Origin of the sequence: Bradyrhizobium sp. 170, from assembly GCF_023101085.1 — a bacterium.
Taxonomy (GTDB): domain Bacteria; phylum Pseudomonadota; class Alphaproteobacteria; order Rhizobiales; family Xanthobacteraceae; genus Bradyrhizobium.
In genome coordinates this window covers 1,866,859-1,887,205 of the sequence record NZ_CP064703.1, presented here as the reverse complement: position 1 = coordinate 1,887,205, position 20,347 = coordinate 1,866,859, and the positions used below count along the sequence as shown (strand labels likewise).

The following is a 20,347-nucleotide window of genomic DNA, read 5'->3' as shown; positions in this document are numbered from 1 at the left end:
CACCTGTACGTCGTCGAATCCCCCAGGACCGGCGCGGTTTTCGACAGGAAGGCTCGCCAACAGACGATCCGTTCGGCGCGCCTCAGCTAGGGCATCCGCCGGCAACAGAGCGTCTCGCCGCCGCTCTGCCATCCGGCTCTCGCCGCTCTCATCGCCAAAGCAGAGGTTGAAGTCGTTACATTGCGTGCACACCGTCGTCGTGCACATCACGAGGCCATCGTCCTTGCATAGGGTTCGATAGAAGAAGCGCTTCCAGCGCATATTGTTGATATTGCGCGCGGCGAGCGGCGCGAAATGACGGCTTAACAGGCGGGAGAGTTCGTCACGATCGCGCAATCCGAGATCTTCCCATAAGTGATTTGGCTCGAGGGCGCGACGCGCGATCATTGCAGTCAGCCAGCGGCCGGTCTCCCCCTTGGTCGACCGTTGCGCGAGCAGGAGATCACGCAACGTTGCGACCTCATCGTTCTCATCGCGTTTGAAATCCAACAGCTGCTGCTCGGCATTGATCCGAATCGACGGAAAGTGCTGCTCCAGCAATGCCGCCAGCTCTTCGCTGGACAGGCCGGCCTTGTCGGAAATCCACCCGCGCTCCATCGCGGCGGCGGCCAGAATGGACGCCAGCACGTGGCGATCGAAATCGGTGTCGCTATTGATGTCGGCCTTTGCGGGATGGCAGCCTGTGAGCAGCTGATAGGTCGCAATTGCGGTATGTGGCTCGCCACTCTCGTCAGGCACTCTGGTGAAACTCATCGGAACGATTGTACTTCGAACATCGCTTTACGAATCCACTACGGTCAAGCATGCTTCGGCGAATCCGGTGCTGGCGCCAAATCTTCGCCAGAACGCCGGCCTCCCAGAGCCAAGATCGAGGAGGCCGGCATTCATTCGCGCGCTCTCTTTACGAGGCGGCGAGTTCGGCGGCGGTCTTGCCGACGATGGACTCGTTGACCGGCTTCATGATGCCGTGCTCCATCAACATGTCCTCGAGCTCGTCCATGGAGATCGGGGTCGGGATGATGCCCTTGCCCCCATTGTTGTGTATCCTAGTCGCGAGATTGCGATAGTGATCGGCCTGCTGGGAGTCCGACGCATATTCCAGCACGGTCATGCGGCGCAGTTCCGCGTGCTGCACGACGTTGTCGCGCGGCACGAAATAGATCAGCTGGGTGCCGAGCTTCTTGGCCAGCGCCTCCGCCAGCTCAAGCTCCTTGTCGGTCTGCCGCTCGTTGCAGATCAGGCCGCCGAGCCGCACGCCGCCGGAGTTGGCATATTTCAGGATGCCTTTGGAGATGTTGTTGGCGGCATACATTGCCATCATCTCACCGGACATCACAATGTAGATCTCCTGCGCCTTGTTCTCGCGGATGGGCATCGCAAAGCCGCCGCAGACGACGTCGCCGAGCACGTCGTAGGAGACGTAGTCGATGTCCTCATAGGCGCCATTCTCTTCCAGGAAGTTGATCGAGGTGATGACGCCGCGGCCGGCGCACCCCACACCCGGCTCCGGGCCACCCGACTCCACACAGCGGATGTCCTTGTAGCCGACCCTCATCACGTCCTCGATTTCGAGGTCCTCGACGCTGCCGGCGTTCGCCGCCAGGCTCAGAATAGTGTCCTGGGCCTTGGCGTGCAGGATCAGACGGGTCGAGTCTGCCTTGGGATCGCAGCCGACGATCAGGATCTTGTGGCCCATCTCGGCCAGCGCCGCCAGCGTGTTCTGTGAGGTGGTCGACTTGCCTATGCCACCCTTGCCGTAGAATGCGATTTGTCTCAGTGAAGCCATGTTGCTCTCCATCAACCGATTGCCAAAGATTGCGCGATTTGCGCGCGAGCTTGTTTCTTCTTAGAAACAGGGCACACGGGTTCAGGGAAGGAGAGCATCGCTAGTCTTTGCGCGTCGGCGTGCACTCAGCCCTCAGTCAGTGTTGCGGCAACCTACTAGCAACCGCCATGCCAGCGCTGTTCTTGCTGTTTAAGCTTCTGATTTCGCTTTCAAAAACATAGCCCAGCTTCAGGCGACAGCTGTTTTGAAGGTGACAGCAGCTCTGCCGTTGTCAGTAAGCGAACAACGATTACAGCGCTCCAACCGGCAGGAGACTCGCGCCGTAGGCCATTTCGGTATGCCCGTGTGCGGAAGGAAACTTGCTAACCGACTTAAGCCGCAGGCCGCGGGCCACAAGGTGATTGCCAAGGATCTCGTGGAGGAGCCGTGGTGCGTGAGGCGCTGCGCCGCTTCTTCGGCGAGCCAAGGCATCCTCCAGCGTCTCGACGCTGAAGACTGCTTCCATGGTGATCGACAGCCGCCACGACAGAACACGACGTGTTGCCCAGTCCAGCACCACGGCGAGATAGACGAAGCCACTCGCCATCGGGATGTAGGTGATGTCCATCGCCCAGACTTGGTTCGGTCGCGTGATCTCAATGCCGCGCAGCAGGTATGGATCTTGTGGCCGGGCTCGGGTCTGGTGGTGCGCGGACGGCGATAGAGCGCCTCTATCCCATCCGCCGCATCGGTGTCTTCACATGCCGGCGGCCGATCTTGCACCCCTCGGCAGCCAGCAGGCGTCTCAGCATTTGCGAACCGGCGAAGGGAAACTCCAGATGCAGCCGGTCGAGACGCCGCATGATCGCGAAATCGGCGTCCGGCACCGGCCGCGGCAGGTAATAAAAGCTGCCGCGGGCTGATCTGCAAAACTCCCACCTGCCTGGTGATCGACAGATCATGCTCGCGGTCGATCATCGCTTTGCGCTCAGCAATCTCACCTTGGTGAGCGCTCCTTCTAAAAAAAAACTATGCGCGGCGCTGCGCTCCCCCTGTGGCATAGAAACGGGCCGGCGCTAGATTGCCGACCGGAAGGGAGCGGCCGATACGATTTTGGTGGCACGTGACCCCGTTAAAAAAAAACCTGGTCCATGGGTTGTTGCGCACTTGAGAGTGGTGACGCCATCCGGCGATCCCGTTTAGGAATCTGACCAATAGCGCAGCCCAGCCCTTCCGCCGCCGTCAGCAGGAGGATTGGAGATGAACCCCAAAAGATCGAAGTCGAGGAACGGTGGTAAGATGCCGATGGTGCACCCGAACGCGGCTGCCATCGACGTCGGAGCGACTATGCATATGGCTGCCGTGAGGGCAGATCGCGCACCGGAGCCAGTCCGCAGCTTCGGTACCTTCACGGCCGATCTGCATCGGCTGGTCGACTGGTTTACTGAATGCGGCGTCAAGACCGTCGTCATGGAATCAACCAGCGTCTACTGGATTCCGATTTTCGAGCTTCTCGATGCCCGGGGATTTACCGTGTTTCTTGTCAACGCGCGCGATGCCAAACACGTGCCGGGGCGCAAGACCGATGTCAGCGATGCGCAATGGCTGCAGCGGCTCCATTCATTCGGGTTGCTGCGGGCCAGCTTTCGGCCCAAAGGGCAGATTGCCGAGCTGCGAGCCTACGTGCGTCAGCGCGAGCGTCTGCTGGAGTACGCGGCCTCACACATCAAGCATATGCAGAAGGCCTTGACGGAGATGAATCTTCAGCTGCACCACGTCGTCGCCGACATCACCGGCGCGACCGGCCTGCGTATCATACGCGCGATCCTTGCCGGCGAGCGCGATCCTGAGGCGCTGGCGTGCTTGCGCCATTACAGTTGCCACTCCAGCGCCGAGACGATCGCGAAGGCGCTCACCGGAAGCTACCGCGCCGAGCATCTGTTTGCGCTCGAGCAGGCACTTGCGCTTTACGACGCCTACCACGAGAAGGCATCTGCCTGCGACGCCCGGATCGAAGCCGTGTTGAAGGAACTCAGCATCCATCGCGGTCATGGCCATGGATCAGCGCCGCGGGCCTCGCGGCGTCGGAATCGAACCGATCAGGCGAACGCTCTAGCTTTCGACGTCCGCGAGGCGCTGTTCGCGTTGCTCGGAAAGGACATCACCACGATCGACGGCCTCGGTCCTTACCTCTCGCTGAAGCTGATCGCTGAATGCGGCGACGACCTCTCCTCGTGGCCAAGTGCAAAGCATTTTACCTCCTGGCTGGGACTGGCGCCGAGCAACAAGGTCTCCGGCGGCAAAATGCTCTCGTCCCGAACGCGCCGATCCGGCGGCCGGGCGGCGGCACTTCTACGCCTTGCTGCCGTGACCGTGGGTCGTACAGACACCGCGCTCGGCGCCTTTTATAGACGGCTCTCAGCGCGTATCGGCAAGGCCAAGGCCGTGACCGCCACGGCCCGCAAGATCGCAGTTCTGTTCTACAATGCTGTGCGATACGGAATGGACTATGTCGATCCCGGGGCCTCGTCCTACGAGACACGTTACCGGACGCGAGTGGTCAACAATTTGCATCGGCGTGCCAAGGCATTCGGCTTTGTTCTCCAGACCTTGGAGCCGAAAGTAGGTGCTGCCGTTTCTTAGGAATCATTCTCCAGCGTCAGCTCCCCGGTCTTGGCATGCAGCGACTTCACATCGGTCGCAGGCGTGGCCGGCACAGCGCTCCTACGTCCAAAAACTCCGGAAGCGCCACCCTCCAGCTGCGCCTTCCACGCCGTAATCTGATTGGGGTGCACTCGAACTGCTCGGCAAGCTGGGCTATCGTCTGCCGCCCTTGACGGCGGCAAGCGCCACCTTCGTCTTGAAGGCCGGTGAGTGGTTCCGGCGCGCGCTCGTCTGCTCATCGTCGCTCCTGATTCGCAGGCACTAGCGTGCCCGCTGCCAGGCAGAAACTCCACTCATCGACCTGTTCAAATTTGCGGACCCGGCTCTGTTGGTTGTGTCTGGGGTAGTCGAGCGCCGGATTAGGCCATTCGATTCGGATGTGGTTGGTCCGGGCCAAGAACCCGCAATCGAGATCGTGTAGGCCGCTTAACGAACAAGCCTCCTGTGAGCCTGCAAACGAGGGGTGTCTTACTTTTCTGAGGATTAGGCCCTTCACCGTTGTGGACCTCGACCACAATGCGTCCCTCTGACCCTCGGTACGTCAAGTCCTTAACTGCTTGACCGACCGAGCGCTTCCTTCCATGCGATGGTAGTGCTTGGCAGTTCCTCGCCAGCGTCGTCTCTAAGGATGCCACTGGCATCGTGGAAATCGAAATAAAACCTTACATCAGCCGATCCACTTCAGAGCGGCCAGACAATGAACGTATTTGGAGGTCCGTCTGTCAATTGGCCGACCAAGAACACGAACTAAGATGCCGAAAAACCCGACACGAATGCCGGGCTGATCGCAAATATACTTCGAGGATCGATAATGCGGATAGCAGACCAGCATCTGCTCGCGCCGTCTTCGCACCTATGAGGGCGAGATCATAAATCCACTGTGTACCGGTGGGCCAGAGGAAGCGGCAATCGGTGATCCACTAGAAACCACGACTCAAAGTCAGCGCGGCCACAATGAGATTGGAACAGGATCGATGCGTGTGACAAGTAAGCTTAGCCAAAATGATAAGATTACCCGACAGCAGCATCGTCTTCCGAATCGAACGGGAAGGCGGAGCGAACCCTTAAGTAGCCTCGCGTTACTGGATTCTCGCTCGCCAATAACTGTGATTTACGGATCAAGTGACGGCTCTGAGGGCAAGCCCGCTCGCCAGCAGTTGGAAACGCAGGACGAGGAGCCCCGCGTAGATGGCTGTCCCGATTGACAAGCCAATCCAGATACCAATCGCGCCAAGCCCGATCTTCAGACCAAGCACGTAGCCAAGTGAGAAGCCGATCAGCCAATAAGCAATACCGACGAACAGAAGCGGCACCCGAGTGTCCTTCAGTCCCCGCAGACCACCCGCCGCAATGCTCTGCGCGGCATCAGTGACAAAAAAGCTCGCGGCGACCATAAGGAGCTTTGTAGTCAGTCCGATCGTCGCGTCGGCATCTCCGGCCGATTTGTCCAGAAATACCTCGGCGATCTCAAAACGCGCGGCGATCACCGCAACCGTCAGCAATGCAGCGATTACGATACCGAGCAGCATCGCGACCAGGCCTGCCCGCTTGATGCCGGGACCGTCGTTGCGGCCGACTGCATGGCCAACGCGCACGGCCGCCGCCATGCTGATGCCGAAAGAGATCATGGATATAATCACGGTGATCTGAAGCGCGATTTGATGAGCAGCGAGTGCGCTTGTGCTGATCAGGCCTGCCAGGAGCGCGGCAGCCGACAAAACTCCGTACTGCATCAGGGAGGCGATTGAAATCGGAGTTCCGATCACGATCAGCTGTCGAAAGAAGGGCCAATCGAATTGCCAGAGATCTGCAAGCACGTGGTAGTCACGGAACGGGCGACGCATTGTGGCGAACCACAAACCGGCCAGGAACATCGCACAGTTCACCAGCGTGCTCGCAAGCGCCGCCCCGAACAGCTCAAGTCGCGGCAGCCCGAGCTTCCCATAGACCAGCAGATACACGAGAAGGGCGTTGAGGGGGATGGCCGCCACCGTGATCCACAAGATCGGCTCCGGCCGGTTGACCGCGCCCATGAAGTTACGGATGACCTGAAGCCATAGCGCCGGCACCACGCCCAAGGCCAGTCCGAACAGATATTGCTGGGCGAGTCGCGCCGCGTCTGGGGCCTGACCGAAAGCGAGCAGTATTTGCTCTCCGCGAAACGCAAACGCTATGATCGGGAACGATAGCATCAGCGCCGCCCACAGCCCCGTGCGCACCGCGCGCCGTACCATAGCAAGCTTCGCGGCCCCATACGCCTGCGCCGCCAAAGGTGCGATCGGCGCCAGCAGGCCCGCGCCGAAGGTGAAGCTGACGAGATAGAGCGTGATGGCCAGCGCGGCCGCGGCGAGCGCCTCAGGCCCGATGTGCCCGATAAAGGCAAGATCTGTCGTCATCATCGCGACCTGCGCAAGCTGGGTCAACACCATCGGCCACGCGAGCTTCGCAGTTTCGCTGAGCTCGATAGTGAGGTGATGGCCAGCCGCCCGTCTCGTCATTCCGTGCCGCAAAGCTGATACCGGTTTTGTTTCGGCTATTTTGTCCATGGAAATCATGCTGTTCGGTTTGCCTCGGCCGCAAACGACGTTTTGTTCCACCGAGAAGACGCTCTTCCCCGCCCTGAATTCGCGATAGCCTGCCGATGCGGACTCACGCGCACCCCTTGGGCAGCTCCGCGTCACAGACAAGGCGCGCCATCGGCTTGGATTGCCGTTGACCTTGGGGTCTGGCGGCCTGCTCGCCCGCTGATGAGGCCTTGATCAGTGCCTCCGCCAGCGCATCGACTTTTTGGCGCGTGTTGGCGCAAAGAAGACGCGGCAGGTAGCTGGCCCGCCGAAACGGTCGGTCATCGGCATCGCGCGATCGGTGCCGGCGCGAACCGCGATCGCGTCGTGGTCGATCACAGTGGCGAAATCGTGCGCGAGCGCGCACTGAGACGGATAGTGGCGCTGGGGCAGCCGAATTCGTACGCGACGCATACGTGAACTGAGAGGCGACAATCTTATGAGCCATCAACTGCGATTCCTTCAGCATCCGATGCTGGGTGACATCTCCTTTTCAAGGCTTGTGCCAGCTGCGAGAGCTTGATTTGTAAAGGCTATTTGCTCAATCGGACGTGTCCTGGGCCCGACGGCATGTCGCAAATCCCACAGTCGGCGTCAGAGACGCGCCCAAAGCGCGCAGAAATTCGGCATTTTGCACCGCAAGAATCCCAACAGACGGACGTCGACAAGATCGATATGACATCCTCCCCGAGCTCACCAACGCAGAATCAGCTAAACTGAACTTTCGCATCGAATGGCATTGAAATAGGTACTGCCATCCGGCTCCTGCAGCGCGCTCGACCGTGCTGAGAACATTATGATTGTCGACCTCCTGCGTAACGATCTCTCACGCGTTTGCGCTCCGCATTCGGTCGAGGTTCCAGCGTTGTGCCACCTCGTATCCTATGCCTCAGTGCACCACCTCGTCTCGATCGTTGCGAGTGACCTTGCAGGAGACAAGTCATCGTTACCTTACTTCGAGGATGATTTCCCGGCGGCTCCAGTACGGGTTTGCCAAAGGTGCGATGAAAATTATTATGGAAATCGACAATGTGTGCCACTGACTAAGAACTCAAAAGACCACAGATGAGCACGTCAGCAATTTCGAAAGAGATCTCCGCGACCTTGTCATCGCGGCCGACGACGAAGCTTTGGATGAGGGAGCGGCTCCCAATCAGCGCGGCCTGCGGAGTCACCTCCAAGGTGATGAAGAACCTCGGCTACGATGGATATGTCCTATTCGGTAGCGGCGCTCATCCGATGGTCGCCGAAATCCTTTCCGTCCACTCCTCCAAGTATCGCCAGAAGGATCTAGGGATGGGCGGGGTGCACGGCGGCATCTTTATGTTCCGTGATGTATTCGCCCGTATCTACATTCCGTTTGCGTACGGAACGGTGAAGCTTGATCCGTTCACCCTGACCGACTTAACGAAAAACCAGCTCGCGTGGTTGGCTATCAGACCCGCTGACTATCAGAGCTTTTTGGATCAGTTTTCGGACACCATGGATTTTGCTGGGACACCTCGCAGCTATAAACGTCCACCCGACACAGCACTTGAGCTCTTCTGGCTTGCGGCCGTCCAACTCCAGGCTGCCGCCGCTACCTTGAGCGCCGCCTTCGACTTTAGAGGCGCAATCCAATCAGCCTTAATCGGAGCCGAACGTTCAATTAAAGGCGGTCTCTTGGCTGACGGTGCCACGGAAAAGGAATATAGGCGACGCGGACACGACCTCGGAGCGGCGGCGAGCCAATTCAAGGAGCAGCATAGCGCGTTCGATAGCGACCGCGTCTCGCAAATGATTGCGACCCTTCCCCGCTACGTTGAGAATCGTATTCCGCCGACCAGCCTGGACGAGTTGAAACCGGCCACATTGTGATGGGCTGTCAGTACATTGCCGGCGAAGTAATGCTACAGGTCACCGGATACACGATTCGTAGTGCATGGCCGGAGCAATTGCCCCGCGCGTACTCTCCGCGGGCTTGATGAATCCGTCCATCCCGTCAATTCCCATGTAGGGAAATGCAGTAGTTGTTTGTGCGACAACTATTCGCGTGCGACGTCTCGCCGCCTGGCGGCTGACCGTAAAACAGCAGCGATTTGTCCAGGAATTTCTCCTGGATTTGAATGCCACTCAGGCGGCGATATTTGGGAAGGCACATATCCCTCTGCGCTCGGCAAGGTGCAGCGAACAACAACTAGCTGCAGGCATTGTTGGGAAAAGACGTCGATGACCCTATGCCGCGGGATGTTTTTCAGCAGCTGAGCAACGAACAGCATCCCCACCTTTCTGAGTACAACATGCTGGTCGAGGGAAAGACCGCACTGAAGGGCACATTTCAAGACGAGACGAAGAGCCATTCAACTCCCCACCAAACTCCCAAGCAGTCTCTCCTCCATTTTCCAACACTTAATGAAGATCCGGAGGGTTACCTGAGGGAGCTGCGCAACCGTTCACTTTCGTTTGTAAAAGCGGCATTTTCCAGAAAGGCTAAAATAACGCAGTGTGAAAGCCGATTGATAGGAGCAGATATGGAATGGATGGTGTCCTGGGCCTCGTCAGATGATAGGTATGGTCGCTGTAGAATTGCTCCACGAAAGGCGCTTTTCTGGTCTTGGTCAGACAGCGAATGTCATTTTTGCGAATTGAGCCTTCTGGGCAATGCGCCGCCATATCGGCAGCGGCTGGAATCAGCAGCTTTGCATTTCCACTGTTGTCGCCCTGGCATCTTCTTTGTCCGACTTTCGCCGGGATCGTTCTGATTATCGCGGCGCGATCGACGATGGCGGGTGTACGAATGGGCGATTGCTTCCCGCTTCTATTTTCGCGAGAAATTCGTCGGCCAGTAACTTTCGAGGTTTGCAACACAATCCGCCCGGGACCGGACACGTTCAGCGCAGTCGCGACGCGTCCGCTACTTGCCACTAACAGTACCGCTAGGTCGACCTGGAGCCCGTTCGCCTTCAAGAACCGAATTAGGAAGATGTTCAAAGTAATCGGGATAGACAATCTTGGGATCACGCCGTGCGAAGGCTTCACGAGATTCGACCTCAAACGCCGGCAGCAATTTCGCCATAGACGTGAAAATGATCAGACGACATACCGACGTGAGCGCTTGCTGGTACCGGCCCTAGGTCAGGTAGGCCCGCTCGTCATCATCACTGCCGGCTACGCCGTATTCCAGACCGCCAACAACACAGTCGTCATGGCCGATATCCGCGCCAAAGAAAGAGGTGTGATTTCAGGGATGCTTTACCTGTCCCGGCGTCGGCGGCATCACGCTGGTCGACGACGAGGAGCTGGACGAAACGAATCGCAACCGCTTCGTCGGCGCAAGACATGACGATCCTGTGCCTGGCAGTCCGATAATCGAACTGGCCGCGCGTCTCATGCGCGAGATCGATCCCACCATTCGCGTCACGCCGGTGAGGGCAAGCCTGATTAGCAAGGAAGCGTTCGCTGCCGTGAGTCAGGCCGATTGGGTGTTTGGCTGCTTTGATGAGGATGGCCCGCGATCAATCCTGAACGAGCTCTGCGCGGCCTTTGCAAAGGACTATGTCGATATCGCATCAGACGTGCCGGAAGCAGGCGTATACGGCGGGCGCATCTGCGTCGCTTGGCAGGGCGGCGGGTGCTGCACTGCCTCGACGTGCTCGATCCTCGCGATGTCGAGGCATATCTGAGCACGGACACCGAGAAGGCGGGCCGCGCCGCGATCTATGGCGTGCCGATAGATGCGCTGCGCGAGACCGGGCCTTCAGTGTCCCCCATCAATGGCGTCGTCGCCGCGCTCGCCGCAACCGAGTTCATGGTCGCAGTCACCGGTATGAGAGAGCCGCAGCGCCTTATCAACTACTACGGCCACGTACCCAAACTCACTACGGCGAAGCCGAAGCCGGACTGCTATTATTGCACCGCCATTCGCGGCAAGCCGGAAGATGCCGATGCCGGCGTTTCCTGCGCATGCCGCAGCTTCGTGAGCAGCGGCTGAAGAAGCTGCGGTAGTGCAGCTCTGTGGGCCTCGCCCACGCGGGCGCAAGATGATGATATTCAGCGCGACTTATGCGGAGAATAGCGCCATATTCGCCGCATCATATGCGGAGAATGCCAAAGCGGCCAATTATCCGGCCAATATCAGGTCCATAAAAAGGTCTGGAACGCGGCGTAAGTTGCTGCTATCGTTGTAAAAATGAGCGGCATAAAACAGGGCAAAGAACCGGCCAAATCAGCGGTCCCAGATCGGGGCGAGAGCACCGGCCTGATGGAACCAATGCTGGTATCGGAGAGTTCCAGCCGCCGGACCCAGCTCGCAGACTTGACGGTAGAGCTGGCGGCAAAGTCAGCCGCTTTCAAGCACAGCCTGCCGAACGGCGTCATCACCTCGCTGGCCAAGTTGGTGCGCTCGATGAATTGCTACTACAGCAACCTGATCGAGGGCCACGATACGCATCCGGTCGACATCGAACGCGCCCTCAACAACGACTATAGCGCCGACCCCAAGAAACGCGACCTGCAGAAGGAAGCTATCGCCCATATCGCTGTGCAGGAGTGGATCGATGAAGGAGGCCTGAACGGGCGCGCCACAACGCAGGAAGGCATCATCGAAGTTCACCGCCGCTTCTGCGAGCTGCTTCCCGAAGAACTGCTCTGGGTTGAAAATCCAGACACCAAGGAACGCATCCAGGTCATCGCCGGCAAACTGCGCGACCGCGACGTGGCGGTAGGCCGCCATGTGCCGGTCAGTCCTGGCGCGCTCCCACGCTTCCTGACGCGCTGCGAAGAAGCCTACGCAAAGCTCGGCAAGACCGACGCGATCATTGCCTCGGCCTGCGCTCACCACCGCCTGCTCTGGATTCACCCGTTCCTTGACGGCAATGGCCGTGTCGCCCGGCTCATGTCCTATGCCATGCAGCGGGAAACGCTCGATACCGGCGGCATATGGTCGATTGCGCGCGGCCTTGCCCGCAACGAGGCGGCCTACAAGCAACACCTTACTGCGTGCGACATGCAGCGCCGCAATGATCTCGACGGACGCGGCACGCTGAGTGAAGAAGCGTTGGCGGAATTCGCGATCTTCTTCCTGCAGACCTGCATCGATCAGGTAGCCTTCATGCAAGGCCTCGTACAGCCTGATCAGCTGCGCAACCGCATCCTGATCTGGGCCGAAGAAAAAACGCGCGCCAACCTCCTGCCCCAAAAATCCGGTGCGGTGCTGGAAGCGCTTTTATTCCGGGGTGAGTTGCCACGCGGCGATGTCACAACGCTGCTGCAAACAAGCGAGCGCAGTGCCCGCAGGGTCACATCGGCCTTGCTTGATGCCGAAGTGCTGACCTCCGAAAGCCCGCGCGCGCCGCTCTATCTTGCCTTCCCTGCTCGCCTCGCGTCCCGCTGGATGCCGGGGCTATTTCCGGGATAAGCGTTAAGTTAAAGCGACATGACGAAGGATTTTTTTGCATAGATACGTAGAGAACGGAAAAAGATACTTGCCAAACATGATGGCGCAATCTGCTTTTTGCGGAAAATTGGCGACCGAAATTGAGCAGCTCTCTTTGCTGGAGAAGATTGCTCATGACTTTGCAACGGCAGAGCCCGACGAGCGCGACTACGCCATAGCAAGCGCATACTCGTTGCTCATCGGCGAAAAGAAACGGCAGCAACTCTCAGCTTATTTCACACCTCCTGTTCTGTCGCAGGCTGTGATGGAAGCCAGCGCACACATACTGGGTCGATTTGACCATCCAATAGTATTGGACCCAGCCTGCGGCGGTGGGTCGTTTATCACACCTATCGTACGCCATCTGGTTAGTAAGAGTATTGAGCGTGGTTGTTCGGTGGAAAACGCCTGCAAAGCGCACTCAAGAGCGTGCATGGAATTGAGATCGATGCAGGTCTCGCGACGTTGTCGCACGCATTGCTTCGCAAAATGCTGGCTCGCGAATACGGGTTCAAGATTAGAGGGCGGCTAGGCGTAGTGCATTGTGGGACGCGCTGAATGAAATCCCCAATAATCGTTTTATCTGTAGCGCAGCTTGATGCGGTTGCCTCACAACATCTCTCCTATCTCGTGACCGAGTTCGGCAAGGCGCACACGGCAAACGGCTTTGGCAACAAGTTCAAGGACTAGTGCCGTCAGGCCGATCTGCCCCACTGCTCGGCACATGATCTGCGCAAGGCGGCGCCTGCCGTCTTGCCGAACGCGGCGCAACCGCGCACGAGATCATGGCGATCACTGGCCACCAGAGTCTTGAAAAGGTCGAGCGCTACACACGCGCCGCGCAGCGCCGCAGGCTCGCCGACTCCGGAATGGAAAAGCTCAGAAAGTGAACATCATTATCCCCCCAACGGCGAGTGGGACAATTTCCGGCGAATTCTTCAGGAAAATCAGATCAGATTTTGAAGGATGGCGCTCGCTAGGAACTTATAACCTCATAGATTCACGGCGTACTCACGCGAATGTTTGGGTTTCTCCGGGACCGGGCACCTAGCGAAAACTTCCAGGCGGCCGATTTCACCTTCCAATCGCTGTCTTCGCTTCTGGCCATCGACAAGCCGAATTCGTCGGGCGCATCTGCGATCGCGCCCTGAGCAGCGAGTCGAATCCGCAGCGGAAGATCGGCGTCGCGAGCCATGTCCAGGAGTGAAAGCGCGTCCTCGCGGGCGACGCTGATATGCCGAAGAAAATCCGCTAGGCCGTCGACACGTCTGCGTGAACGTGCACGTCTGGCGGCCTTCACCACTACCTAGGGGGCGATGGCCTGGAGAGCATCTTCGATATCGCAAGCTCATGAATGGACTGAGCTCGCCAGCGAGCAGTTGATCGACGACTCCGCGCGTACCCTCGCGCTCGCCTTGCGTCATCTGGAAATCGCGCCGAATCGGCTACTGGTTTAGAAGTGAGTCTAAAGTCCGGCCTCCGGCAATAAGCGAGAATCGAACCTCCTTGGCTGCGTTTCCCGCGGGCACGCAATTTTTCCCGTGGATTGCGGAGGCATTTGCTTGAGTTGTGACAACCGCGGGTCCACAAGCGGGTCGTCTCGATTTTGCCGACTGGTGTGAGTGCAGCGACGGGCAAAGTTGGTCACCTACAAGTTGGTCCCCTAATCGGGGCAAAGTGGGTCCCCTACTCGGCGCCTCCGGCGCCGAGGTGTTCAGACAGAGACAAAAACAGAGAAGGATCAGGTGTCATGGGTAAACCGCCCCATCCAACCCACCCGGAGCACCCGCAGCATCCGGACGTGCCTCCGGGCCCTCCCAGCGAAACACCAGGCAAGGGCCCGCCGCGCCCCACCACGCCGCCTGATCATCGTCCTGTGGGCTAATAGTTGGCCAAGCACAAAGAACCCCGCGCAGACCACGATTGGTGGACGCTCTGGCCGACGGTTCTCAACGACGAACTAGCGGCCTTCGCACGTCTGGGGATTACTCCCCGCACGATCCATAAACGGAATGGGGTGCTGATTCTCGAAGCGGACTGGCCGGTGCAAGGCCTGTCCGCTTCGATGTTGTTGCGGATCGGATATTCCCCGCTCCACCCCTTTTTCCGCCCAGCGGTGGCCGCTCCAAACGCGAATTTCGACCGTCATCAAAATCCGTTGACGCGCGAGTTGTGCCTGCTCACGCAGGAAGCGGGTCAATGGAATTCGAACCAGCTTGTGGCCGATTTCATTCAGGAGCGGCTGGACCAGCTTCTGCGCACCCTTGCAGCAAGAAATGAAGGGCGTTGGGATGATGCGGCCAAGCTCGAGGAGCAGGTTGCCGACCCGCTAATGCCTTACTTCACAGGCCTCGCCGAAGATGACTCGGTTATCCTCTTTGACGGACAGGCCACGCTGCCGGCTGCGCGGCACGGTCTAATGGAGGTCGTCTACACTGGTCGCGAAACCTGGAGGAACCCCGCTGCGTTCGAAGGTGTGGTGCGACAGCTGAAGGACAGCCAGGGCGCGTCTATTGGCAAACGGTTCGGATTTCCGAACGAACCGAAAGACGCGCAGGTGATTACTGGACGGTGGGTCAAGTTCACGCCGTCACCGATCACGGACGCCGGAGAATTGCTGCGCTTGGCCGAGGAAGAGCTTGGACGCCACGCGGTGCTGCAGCCCGGCAGCGTGCAAAAACTCAACGAAACGAAGCAAGGCCCGTTCTCGATCACGGGCATCGCGTTTCCAGACGAAGCCGAATACGGCTCGCAGAAAAACGGCGCGGGGTGGTTGTTTCTGGTGACAAGGCGCGGTCCCACGGGAGACGCGGAAACTAGGTTGATTCTCGGGGAGCGGGCCGGGAAGAACGATGTGTTTTCGCGGCTCCCCGTCGCGAGATCTCTTCTCACGAAGAAGGTGCTCGTCGTCGGTTGCGGTGCCATCGGCGGTTTCGCTGGCCTCGAACTGGCCCGCGCTGGGGTCGGGGAAATTGAGATCCTCGACTTCGACACCGTTCAGCCCGGCAACAGCCTGCGCTGGCCTCTAGGCCGTTCCGCTTGGGGAAGCGCGAAATCAATCGCTCTCGCCAACTTCATCGCCGCAAACTATCCGTGGACAAAGGCCATTGCCGTCGGCACCAAAATCGGAGCGGCTGAAACCGATCCGGACCGCCTCCCCGGCGACCAGAAAGGCCATGTTCTGGCGCCGATATTCGATCTACTGCGTGCCGCCCATGTCGTAGTCGACGCCTCGGCCTCACCGGAGGTCCACCTTGCGCTGTCGCACTACTGCCGGCGGTTCCGTGTACCGTATGTGATGGGCTACGCCACACTCGGCCTGGCGGGCGGTATCGTTGCCCGCCACGTTCCCGATTCCGAAGGTTGCTTTGTGTGTCTCCAAGAACACTTGAAGGACAACCAGGAAATACCAAGGCCCCGCGTCGATGATGCAGGTATCGTAATCCCAGTCGGATGCAATGCACCGACGTTCACCGGGGGCGGCTTCGACCTGCAGGAGATCTCGCTGGAAATTGTGCGCACCGCAGTCGGGCTGCTCTCGGATGGGACCTACGATCCTGGCGGTTGGGAGGTAGCCGTACTGACGCTGAAGGGCGATGGAGGCGTGCGAATGCTGCCTCACTGGGAAGGCTACCAGTGCCCGGCACATCCGAGATGCTGCGGAGCCACTCTGTGATCGTCTGGCTCTCTTCACATGTTTTGCAGTCGATGTGCAGATACGCGCGAGATCTGTCCCCACTTGAGAACGGCGGGATCCTTCTGGGGTGGCGGTCAGGCGAGGACCGCATCGTTGCGGATATGCGCGGCCCCGGGCCGCACGCGCTCCATGGCAGGCATTGCTTTGTTCCGGATCACGGCTGGCAAGTAGCGGAAATCAACCGTGCGTTCCATGCGAGCCGCGGCGATCTCGATTATCTCGGTGATTGGCACTCGCATCCGGACGGCGTCGCCGAAATGAGCGATCTCGATTCGGCAACGCTCCTTCGGATAGCCCGACGGGTGAGTGCACCGCTGATGCTCATCGTGGCCGGGAACGAAACGGAGTGGACCCCGCAATGCTGGAAGGGACAGGTCGTCCGTCCGTTAATTCGGCAACGATTGATTGCGACGCCGCAGGAGCTCAAAATTTTTGATCCTCCCTCCGTATAGCCGCGGTCGTGACCACGACTGCCGTCCCTGGATCTGCCTCCTACCGTTTCAGCTCATAGATGCCGTCCAGCCAGCCTTGGAGCAATTCCTCGACCACCGCCGACACGCTCGTCTTTTCCCGGATCACCCTGACTTTAGCGTCTTCGATCGTCTTCTCGGCTACGAGGACCTGCAACGGAGCCTTGCCCTCGGGTGCGCGAGGTCCGCTCCTGACGCGCAAATACCAGAGCAATGGCGGTCCCGGCATAGTGAAGCTCCTCGACCTGCTCAAAGGCAGCGACACGCCCGGCGAAGATCAGGCCATGCTGCTGAAAGCCCAAATTTTCTTCTGGCTGATTGGTGCAACCGATGGCCACGCAAAGAACTTCAGCATCTTCCTGGCGCCCGGCGGACGCTATCACTTGACGCCGCTCTACGACGTACTCACCGCGCAGCCCAGTCTCGACACCGGCCAAATTCAGCGCAAGCAGATGGAACTCGCAATGTCGGTCGGAACAAACAACCACTACCGGATTGCCGAAGTGCAAGGCAGGCATTTCGTGCAGACGGGGGAAGCGGCAGGCGTACCGAAAAAGCTGGTACAGGAGTCAATCGAAGCTGTCGCCGCTACCGCTGAAGCTGCCCTCGTCAAAATAGAAAACGAATTGCCAATGGGTTTTCCCGAGGCCATTCACACGTCAGTCCAAACTGCCGCTATGCAGCGCCTGCGTTCATTGAAATTCCAGTAGCGGCAGATCAAGGATGCTGGAGGCCCGGCAGCATCAGTCGCAAGGCTGGCCGCTAATCGCTCGACGAGTCAAAGACATTCGCGAACCGGGCTCTCCTGTTATCGACCGTGTTCCCCTTTTTTGCCGTGCGCTCGTTCTCCAGCGTGATAGCCTGGCGCAGCCGCTGATGCGCAACACGTCCTTCCGCTATCCGTTCAGGGCGACCGGGGGGTGTGCAATGATCCACCGGCCTCGTTGCCTTGATCGGGCGGTCCTTCGTCATTGCGTGGAGGTGGCACGCGCGCAGAGCTAAGGGCGATGCGGTGCACCCAAAAAGTCTGCCTCGCCGTGGCAACCTCGCAGAGTAAAGTCAGGCACCGCACTTGCAGGTGCCAAAAGCGCGTTGTGCCGATCATGAATCGTCCTACCACGGATTACGCTTCTTTCGCGCGGGAAGTGTTGTGTTCAAAGTCAAAGTCGGGAAACCTTGTAACAAGCGCGGTCTTCAAAAACTTGATGTGCCCGATCGTCACTCCTAGCTCGTTCAATCGCCGCTGCCCTTCTGCGATCTCAGTGCCGAGCAAATTCTGATAATGATTGTCCTGCGGGTCGCGCGTTAGGTACTCATCGGAATCATTGCCCAACGTTACTGCGGCGCGGGCTAAGGCATCATCGATACGTGATTTCAGGCCAGCTTGCTCAGCCTTTGCCCCCTCCAGCGCATCCCCTATCGACCGAAAAATGCGTGTAGCGCGAGCGCGATCAGTTTTGCAGTCTCGGCCTGCCGACCGCACCTTGAAGTAGTGATTAGCACGCACATTTAAGGATGATTGAAACATCTTCAAGTATGATTGAAACATCTTCGCACTTCTCCAGGGTGGTTAGCGGGATCGATAACGCCGATCTCTCACTTCGGATCCCCGGAGCGGCCATTTGGCTGTGAGTGATTTTTGTCAGAATTGGGCGCGATGCAGCGGCGACAAAAGATTACCCTGGGGGAAATGCGTCATTAGTGCGTCAGTCCGGCCTCACTGGGTCCTAGTCTATTACGGTGACTACGGTGGTGCCTCAGCTCGAATTTGTCGCCCCTTCCGGGCCTCAGCGTCTTCGGCCATTTGCAGCCAGTCACCCGCAACCTTTGTCTTTTGGGTGGGCCGCCTTCTTGGAATGCTGGCGACAATTTGCTGGGGTCGTTTAGACACTCGCTGGATCGGTGGAATGGCCCTGCACTTCAGCCGCATTGCTCCCGTGACAGAGGAGCTAGAGATTTGGAGCGCGTGCGAGCGCGACTTCTCATTCGTCATCAGCAATGAGAGTAGGAGCGGTCCTGGCCTCCACGGACAGCCGGGCTTTGTAGCTTCTTGGCGCCTCATCAACCTCAACAGGCCGGCCAGCAGGGTGGGCGGATCACCCTTTAAGACGTTCGCCGAAGCCGAGCAGGCCTGTGAGGCCATGCTGGTGCACCTGACCAACTAGATAGAGACAAGGCCAGCTGAGATTCGCGACCACCTCGGACCAGAGCCTGTTGGCTCTTCCGCGTGGACCACCCTCACAATCAGCTGATCTCTGCTGTGGGTCTTGGTTGTATGAAAACGCCCTGATTACCCGCGATTTCAGCTGTCAATCGGCGTCCAAAATTGCATTTCGATCCCAATCGATGGCTTTCACGTCGCGCGCGGTTTCATCTTTCATCACGAAGCCAAGGCTCGCCTCCAAGATAGGGCCATGATCATCGCGAACTTCAACTGCCATGCGGTGCTGCGGCCCGCCTCTGACCCATTCGCGGGCCATCTCCGAGAGCGCAGTGGTCGCCTCTTGCCGCGCAGACTCGATGTTCGGCAGCTCCACACCTTCATCATCGTGGATGAATTGGCTGCCGTCGCGGATATCAAAATAGTACCTCTTCATCGAGCACGCTGTCGAACAGTTCTTGCAGCTCCAGGTCGATCTTGTTGCCGCCCTTGAGGTGCTGCTGCATGGCCCACCGCCTCAAATCGAAATAGCCAGCGGCGGTCTCGTTCCCGGCGTGCCCTGAAGTGGTCCAGGCGCTTCTTGAAGCACAGCGCCGCCCGCCATGAGTAGTACCTGATCGGGCCAAACTTTCCGCCACATGCGGCGCAGCTTATCGCTGCTGGGCGACACTCAAACCGTTTGCGGCAATCGTACATCTTCATCTTCTTTGGGCCCACCCTGGGAGTGGAACTCCGGAGTCGCTGACTCACTGTGCGTACACAGGTGAACTTCGGCTCCAGGATCGTAGTGATCCGCCAATCTTACCGCAGGTAAGGGCGGCGGGCGCAGAGTTAGACTCTCATGTGCAGCATCCCGAGCAACGTCGCGCTCGCATCCGACAGAAAGCTGTTGAGAAAGCTGTTGCTGCGTGCGCTCGCTTGAGCCTTCATCCGGCCGACCGGACCCGGGCTCTCGACCGGGTACCGCGCACAAATAAAAACTTACCTCGTCATAAAAGAAGAAAACTAGCCAACTTCTGCTTGGTACCGCATATATCGGGCGAATTTTCTTACTTCGAGCTGAAATTCTTCGAAGAAATCGAGATTGGCTCGGCCTCGGGGCAAGCCGACGTGCAACCAGTGAGTCGAGCTGAGGCCAGCCGGTCTGAGTGAGGGACAAGAACAAATTCGCCGACGAGAACCGAACTTCAGGAGATGAAGATGACCCGCCTGCTTTTCGCCATTGCATAGGCTAGCCTAATTTTAGTGTTGGCGGCTTCGAGCTCGCCTGCGACCGCACGGCAGTATCGCCATAGCGACGTCTCCCCGAGCGGACCGTATGATCGCTACTGCTTGCAGAGACGGATCTGGGGCTACCCAGGCAATTGCCAATTCGCTACCCGCGGACAGTGCGTGGCAAGTGCTTCAGGTACTGACGCCTATTGCGGCATCAACCCGGCCTACGCCTTCGCGCGGCGACCGCGCCTGTCGCGATGAATGGTCTCCGTACTAGCATTACAGTTGCCTTCTTGATTTGAAGTGGGCGCGTTGAGCGGCAGCCTGGTGAGCTCTGCGCCAGAAAGACCATGCGATGATGTGTGCGGGTTGAATCCGCTTTCGAGCAAGTCTGATAG

General features: G+C 58.8%; 19 protein-coding genes and 5 pseudogenes. 14 read left to right on the top strand and 10 right to left on the bottom strand.

Translation table 11 applies throughout. The annotated features are described in order from the left end of the window. Positions 1 to 111 precede the first annotated feature (111 nt). The 3 genes and pseudogenes from IVB05_RS09015 to IVB05_RS09005 form a co-directional block, all read right to left on the bottom strand. Positions 112 to 753 (bottom strand): annotated as a pseudogene (locus IVB05_RS09015) (nitrogen fixation protein NifQ); the annotation flags it as partial. A 148-nt stretch (positions 754 to 901) separates the two neighbouring features. Next, positions 902 to 1,786, bottom strand: a complete 885-nt coding sequence (nifH, locus tag IVB05_RS09010) for a nitrogenase iron protein (protein ID WP_247783896.1) — start codon at positions 1,784 to 1,786, stop codon at positions 902 to 904. 457 nt (positions 1,787 to 2,243) lie between these two features. Then, a pseudogene (locus IVB05_RS09005) lies at positions 2,244 to 2,791 on the bottom strand (DDE-type integrase/transposase/recombinase); the annotation flags it as partial. Between the two features lie 234 nt (positions 2,792 to 3,025). On the opposite strand from IVB05_RS09005, the gene IVB05_RS09000 reads away from it, so the two are divergent. Then, the gene (locus IVB05_RS09000; RefSeq protein ID WP_247783895.1) at positions 3,026 to 4,408 is read left to right on the top strand and encodes an IS110 family transposase; all 1,383 of its coding nucleotides are present in this window, start codon (positions 3,026 to 3,028) and stop codon (positions 4,406 to 4,408) included. A 2-nt stretch (positions 4,409 to 4,410) separates the two neighbouring features. On the opposite strand, the pseudogene IVB05_RS08995 reads toward IVB05_RS09000, so the two are convergent. The 3 genes and pseudogenes from IVB05_RS08995 to IVB05_RS08985 all read right to left on the bottom strand — a co-directional run. Continuing rightward, a pseudogene (locus IVB05_RS08995) lies at positions 4,411 to 4,681 on the bottom strand (transposase); the annotation flags it as partial. Between the two features lie 866 nt (positions 4,682 to 5,547). Continuing rightward, entirely contained in the window at positions 5,548 to 6,975 is a 1,428-nt protein-coding gene (locus IVB05_RS08990) for an MATE family efflux transporter (RefSeq protein WP_247783894.1), read from the bottom strand. A 205-nt stretch (positions 6,976 to 7,180) separates the two neighbouring features. Next, positions 7,181 to 7,362: pseudogene (locus IVB05_RS08985) on the bottom strand (aminotransferase class V-fold PLP-dependent enzyme); the annotation flags it as partial. 409 nt (positions 7,363 to 7,771) lie between these two features. Between IVB05_RS08985 and IVB05_RS08980 the strand changes: the two are divergent. The 6 genes and pseudogenes from IVB05_RS08980 to IVB05_RS08955 all read left to right on the top strand — a co-directional run. After that, a pseudogene (locus IVB05_RS08980) lies at positions 7,772 to 7,956 on the top strand (chorismate-binding protein); the annotation flags it as partial. Positions 7,957 to 8,058: 102 nt separating this feature from the next. Next, the gene (locus tag IVB05_RS08975; protein WP_247783893.1) at positions 8,059 to 8,850 is read left to right on the top strand and encodes a hypothetical protein; all 792 of its coding nucleotides are present in this window, start codon (positions 8,059 to 8,061) and stop codon (positions 8,848 to 8,850) included. A gap of 335 nt (positions 8,851 to 9,185) precedes the next feature. Continuing rightward, complete coding sequence (locus IVB05_RS08970; protein WP_247783892.1) at positions 9,186 to 9,734, top strand: hypothetical protein; 549 nt, start codon at positions 9,186 to 9,188, stop codon at positions 9,732 to 9,734. A 221-nt stretch (positions 9,735 to 9,955) separates the two neighbouring features. Beyond that, a complete protein-coding gene (locus tag IVB05_RS08965) occupies positions 9,956 to 10,315 on the top strand; it encodes a hypothetical protein (RefSeq protein WP_247783891.1) in 360 nt (119 codons plus the stop codon). Beyond that, entirely contained in the window at positions 10,248 to 10,655 is a 408-nt protein-coding gene (locus IVB05_RS08960) for a ThiF family adenylyltransferase (RefSeq protein WP_346771875.1), read from the top strand. Before IVB05_RS08965 ends, IVB05_RS08960 begins: the two co-directional genes overlap by 68 nt. Then, positions 10,604 to 10,963: a hypothetical protein gene (locus IVB05_RS08955; RefSeq protein ID WP_247783890.1), complete on the top strand. Its 360-nt coding sequence runs from the start codon at positions 10,604 to 10,606 to the stop codon at positions 10,961 to 10,963. The genes IVB05_RS08960 and IVB05_RS08955 overlap by 52 nt, the downstream gene beginning before the upstream one ends. A 143-nt stretch (positions 10,964 to 11,106) precedes the next feature. Here the strand turns inward: IVB05_RS08955 and IVB05_RS08950 are convergent, their stop codons facing one another. Next, positions 11,107 to 11,364, bottom strand: coding sequence for a hypothetical protein (locus tag IVB05_RS08950; protein WP_247783889.1), 258 nt, complete (start codon positions 11,362 to 11,364; stop codon positions 11,107 to 11,109). A 4-nt stretch (positions 11,365 to 11,368) separates the two neighbouring features. On the opposite strand from IVB05_RS08950, the gene IVB05_RS08945 reads away from it, so the two are divergent. From IVB05_RS08945 to IVB05_RS08930, 5 genes are all read left to right on the top strand, one after another. Further along, a complete protein-coding gene (locus tag IVB05_RS08945; protein ID WP_247786629.1) occupies positions 11,369 to 12,388 on the top strand; it encodes a Fic family protein in 1,020 nt (339 codons plus the stop codon). Between the two features lie 67 nt (positions 12,389 to 12,455). Further along, positions 12,456 to 12,938, top strand: a complete 483-nt coding sequence (locus IVB05_RS08940; protein WP_247783888.1) for an SAM-dependent methyltransferase — start codon at positions 12,456 to 12,458, stop codon at positions 12,936 to 12,938. Between the two features lie 26 nt (positions 12,939 to 12,964). Then, a complete protein-coding gene (locus tag IVB05_RS43485; RefSeq protein WP_256473225.1) occupies positions 12,965 to 13,096 on the top strand; it encodes a hypothetical protein in 132 nt (43 codons plus the stop codon). Between the two features lie 1,198 nt (positions 13,097 to 14,294). Then, positions 14,295 to 16,082: a ThiF family adenylyltransferase gene (locus tag IVB05_RS08935; RefSeq protein ID WP_247783887.1), complete on the top strand. Its 1,788-nt coding sequence runs from the start codon at positions 14,295 to 14,297 to the stop codon at positions 16,080 to 16,082. Continuing rightward, a complete protein-coding gene (locus IVB05_RS08930; RefSeq protein WP_247519295.1) occupies positions 16,079 to 16,555 on the top strand; it encodes a Mov34/MPN/PAD-1 family protein in 477 nt (158 codons plus the stop codon). The genes IVB05_RS08935 and IVB05_RS08930 overlap by 4 nt, the downstream gene beginning before the upstream one ends. A 40-nt stretch (positions 16,556 to 16,595) precedes the next feature. Here the strand turns inward: IVB05_RS08930 and IVB05_RS08925 are convergent, their stop codons facing one another. Further along, positions 16,596 to 16,802 carry a hypothetical protein gene (locus tag IVB05_RS08925; protein WP_247783886.1) on the bottom strand — a complete coding sequence of 69 codons (207 nt, stop codon included), beginning with the start codon at positions 16,800 to 16,802 and terminating at the stop codon, positions 16,596 to 16,598. A gap of 1 nt (position 16,803) precedes the next feature. Here IVB05_RS08925 and IVB05_RS08920 point away from each other — a divergent pair, with 1 nt between their 5' ends. After that, positions 16,804 to 17,283 carry a HipA domain-containing protein gene (locus IVB05_RS08920; RefSeq protein WP_247519297.1) on the top strand — a complete coding sequence of 160 codons (480 nt, stop codon included), beginning with the start codon at positions 16,804 to 16,806 and terminating at the stop codon, positions 17,281 to 17,283. A gap of 413 nt (positions 17,284 to 17,696) precedes the next feature. Here IVB05_RS08920 and IVB05_RS08915 read toward each other — a convergent pair whose 3' ends face one another. Then, positions 17,697 to 18,122, bottom strand: a complete 426-nt coding sequence (locus IVB05_RS08915) for a hypothetical protein (protein ID WP_247783885.1) — start codon at positions 18,120 to 18,122, stop codon at positions 17,697 to 17,699. A gap of 760 nt (positions 18,123 to 18,882) precedes the next feature. After that, positions 18,883 to 19,170, bottom strand: a complete 288-nt coding sequence (locus IVB05_RS08905; RefSeq protein ID WP_247783883.1) for a hypothetical protein — start codon at positions 19,168 to 19,170, stop codon at positions 18,883 to 18,885. An 809-nt stretch (positions 19,171 to 19,979) separates the two neighbouring features. Here IVB05_RS08905 and IVB05_RS08900 point away from each other — a divergent pair. Beyond that, positions 19,980 to 20,210 carry a DUF3551 domain-containing protein gene (locus IVB05_RS08900; protein ID WP_247783882.1) on the top strand — a complete coding sequence of 77 codons (231 nt, stop codon included), beginning with the start codon at positions 19,980 to 19,982 and terminating at the stop codon, positions 20,208 to 20,210. The last annotated feature ends 137 nt before the right edge of the window (positions 20,211 to 20,347 follow it).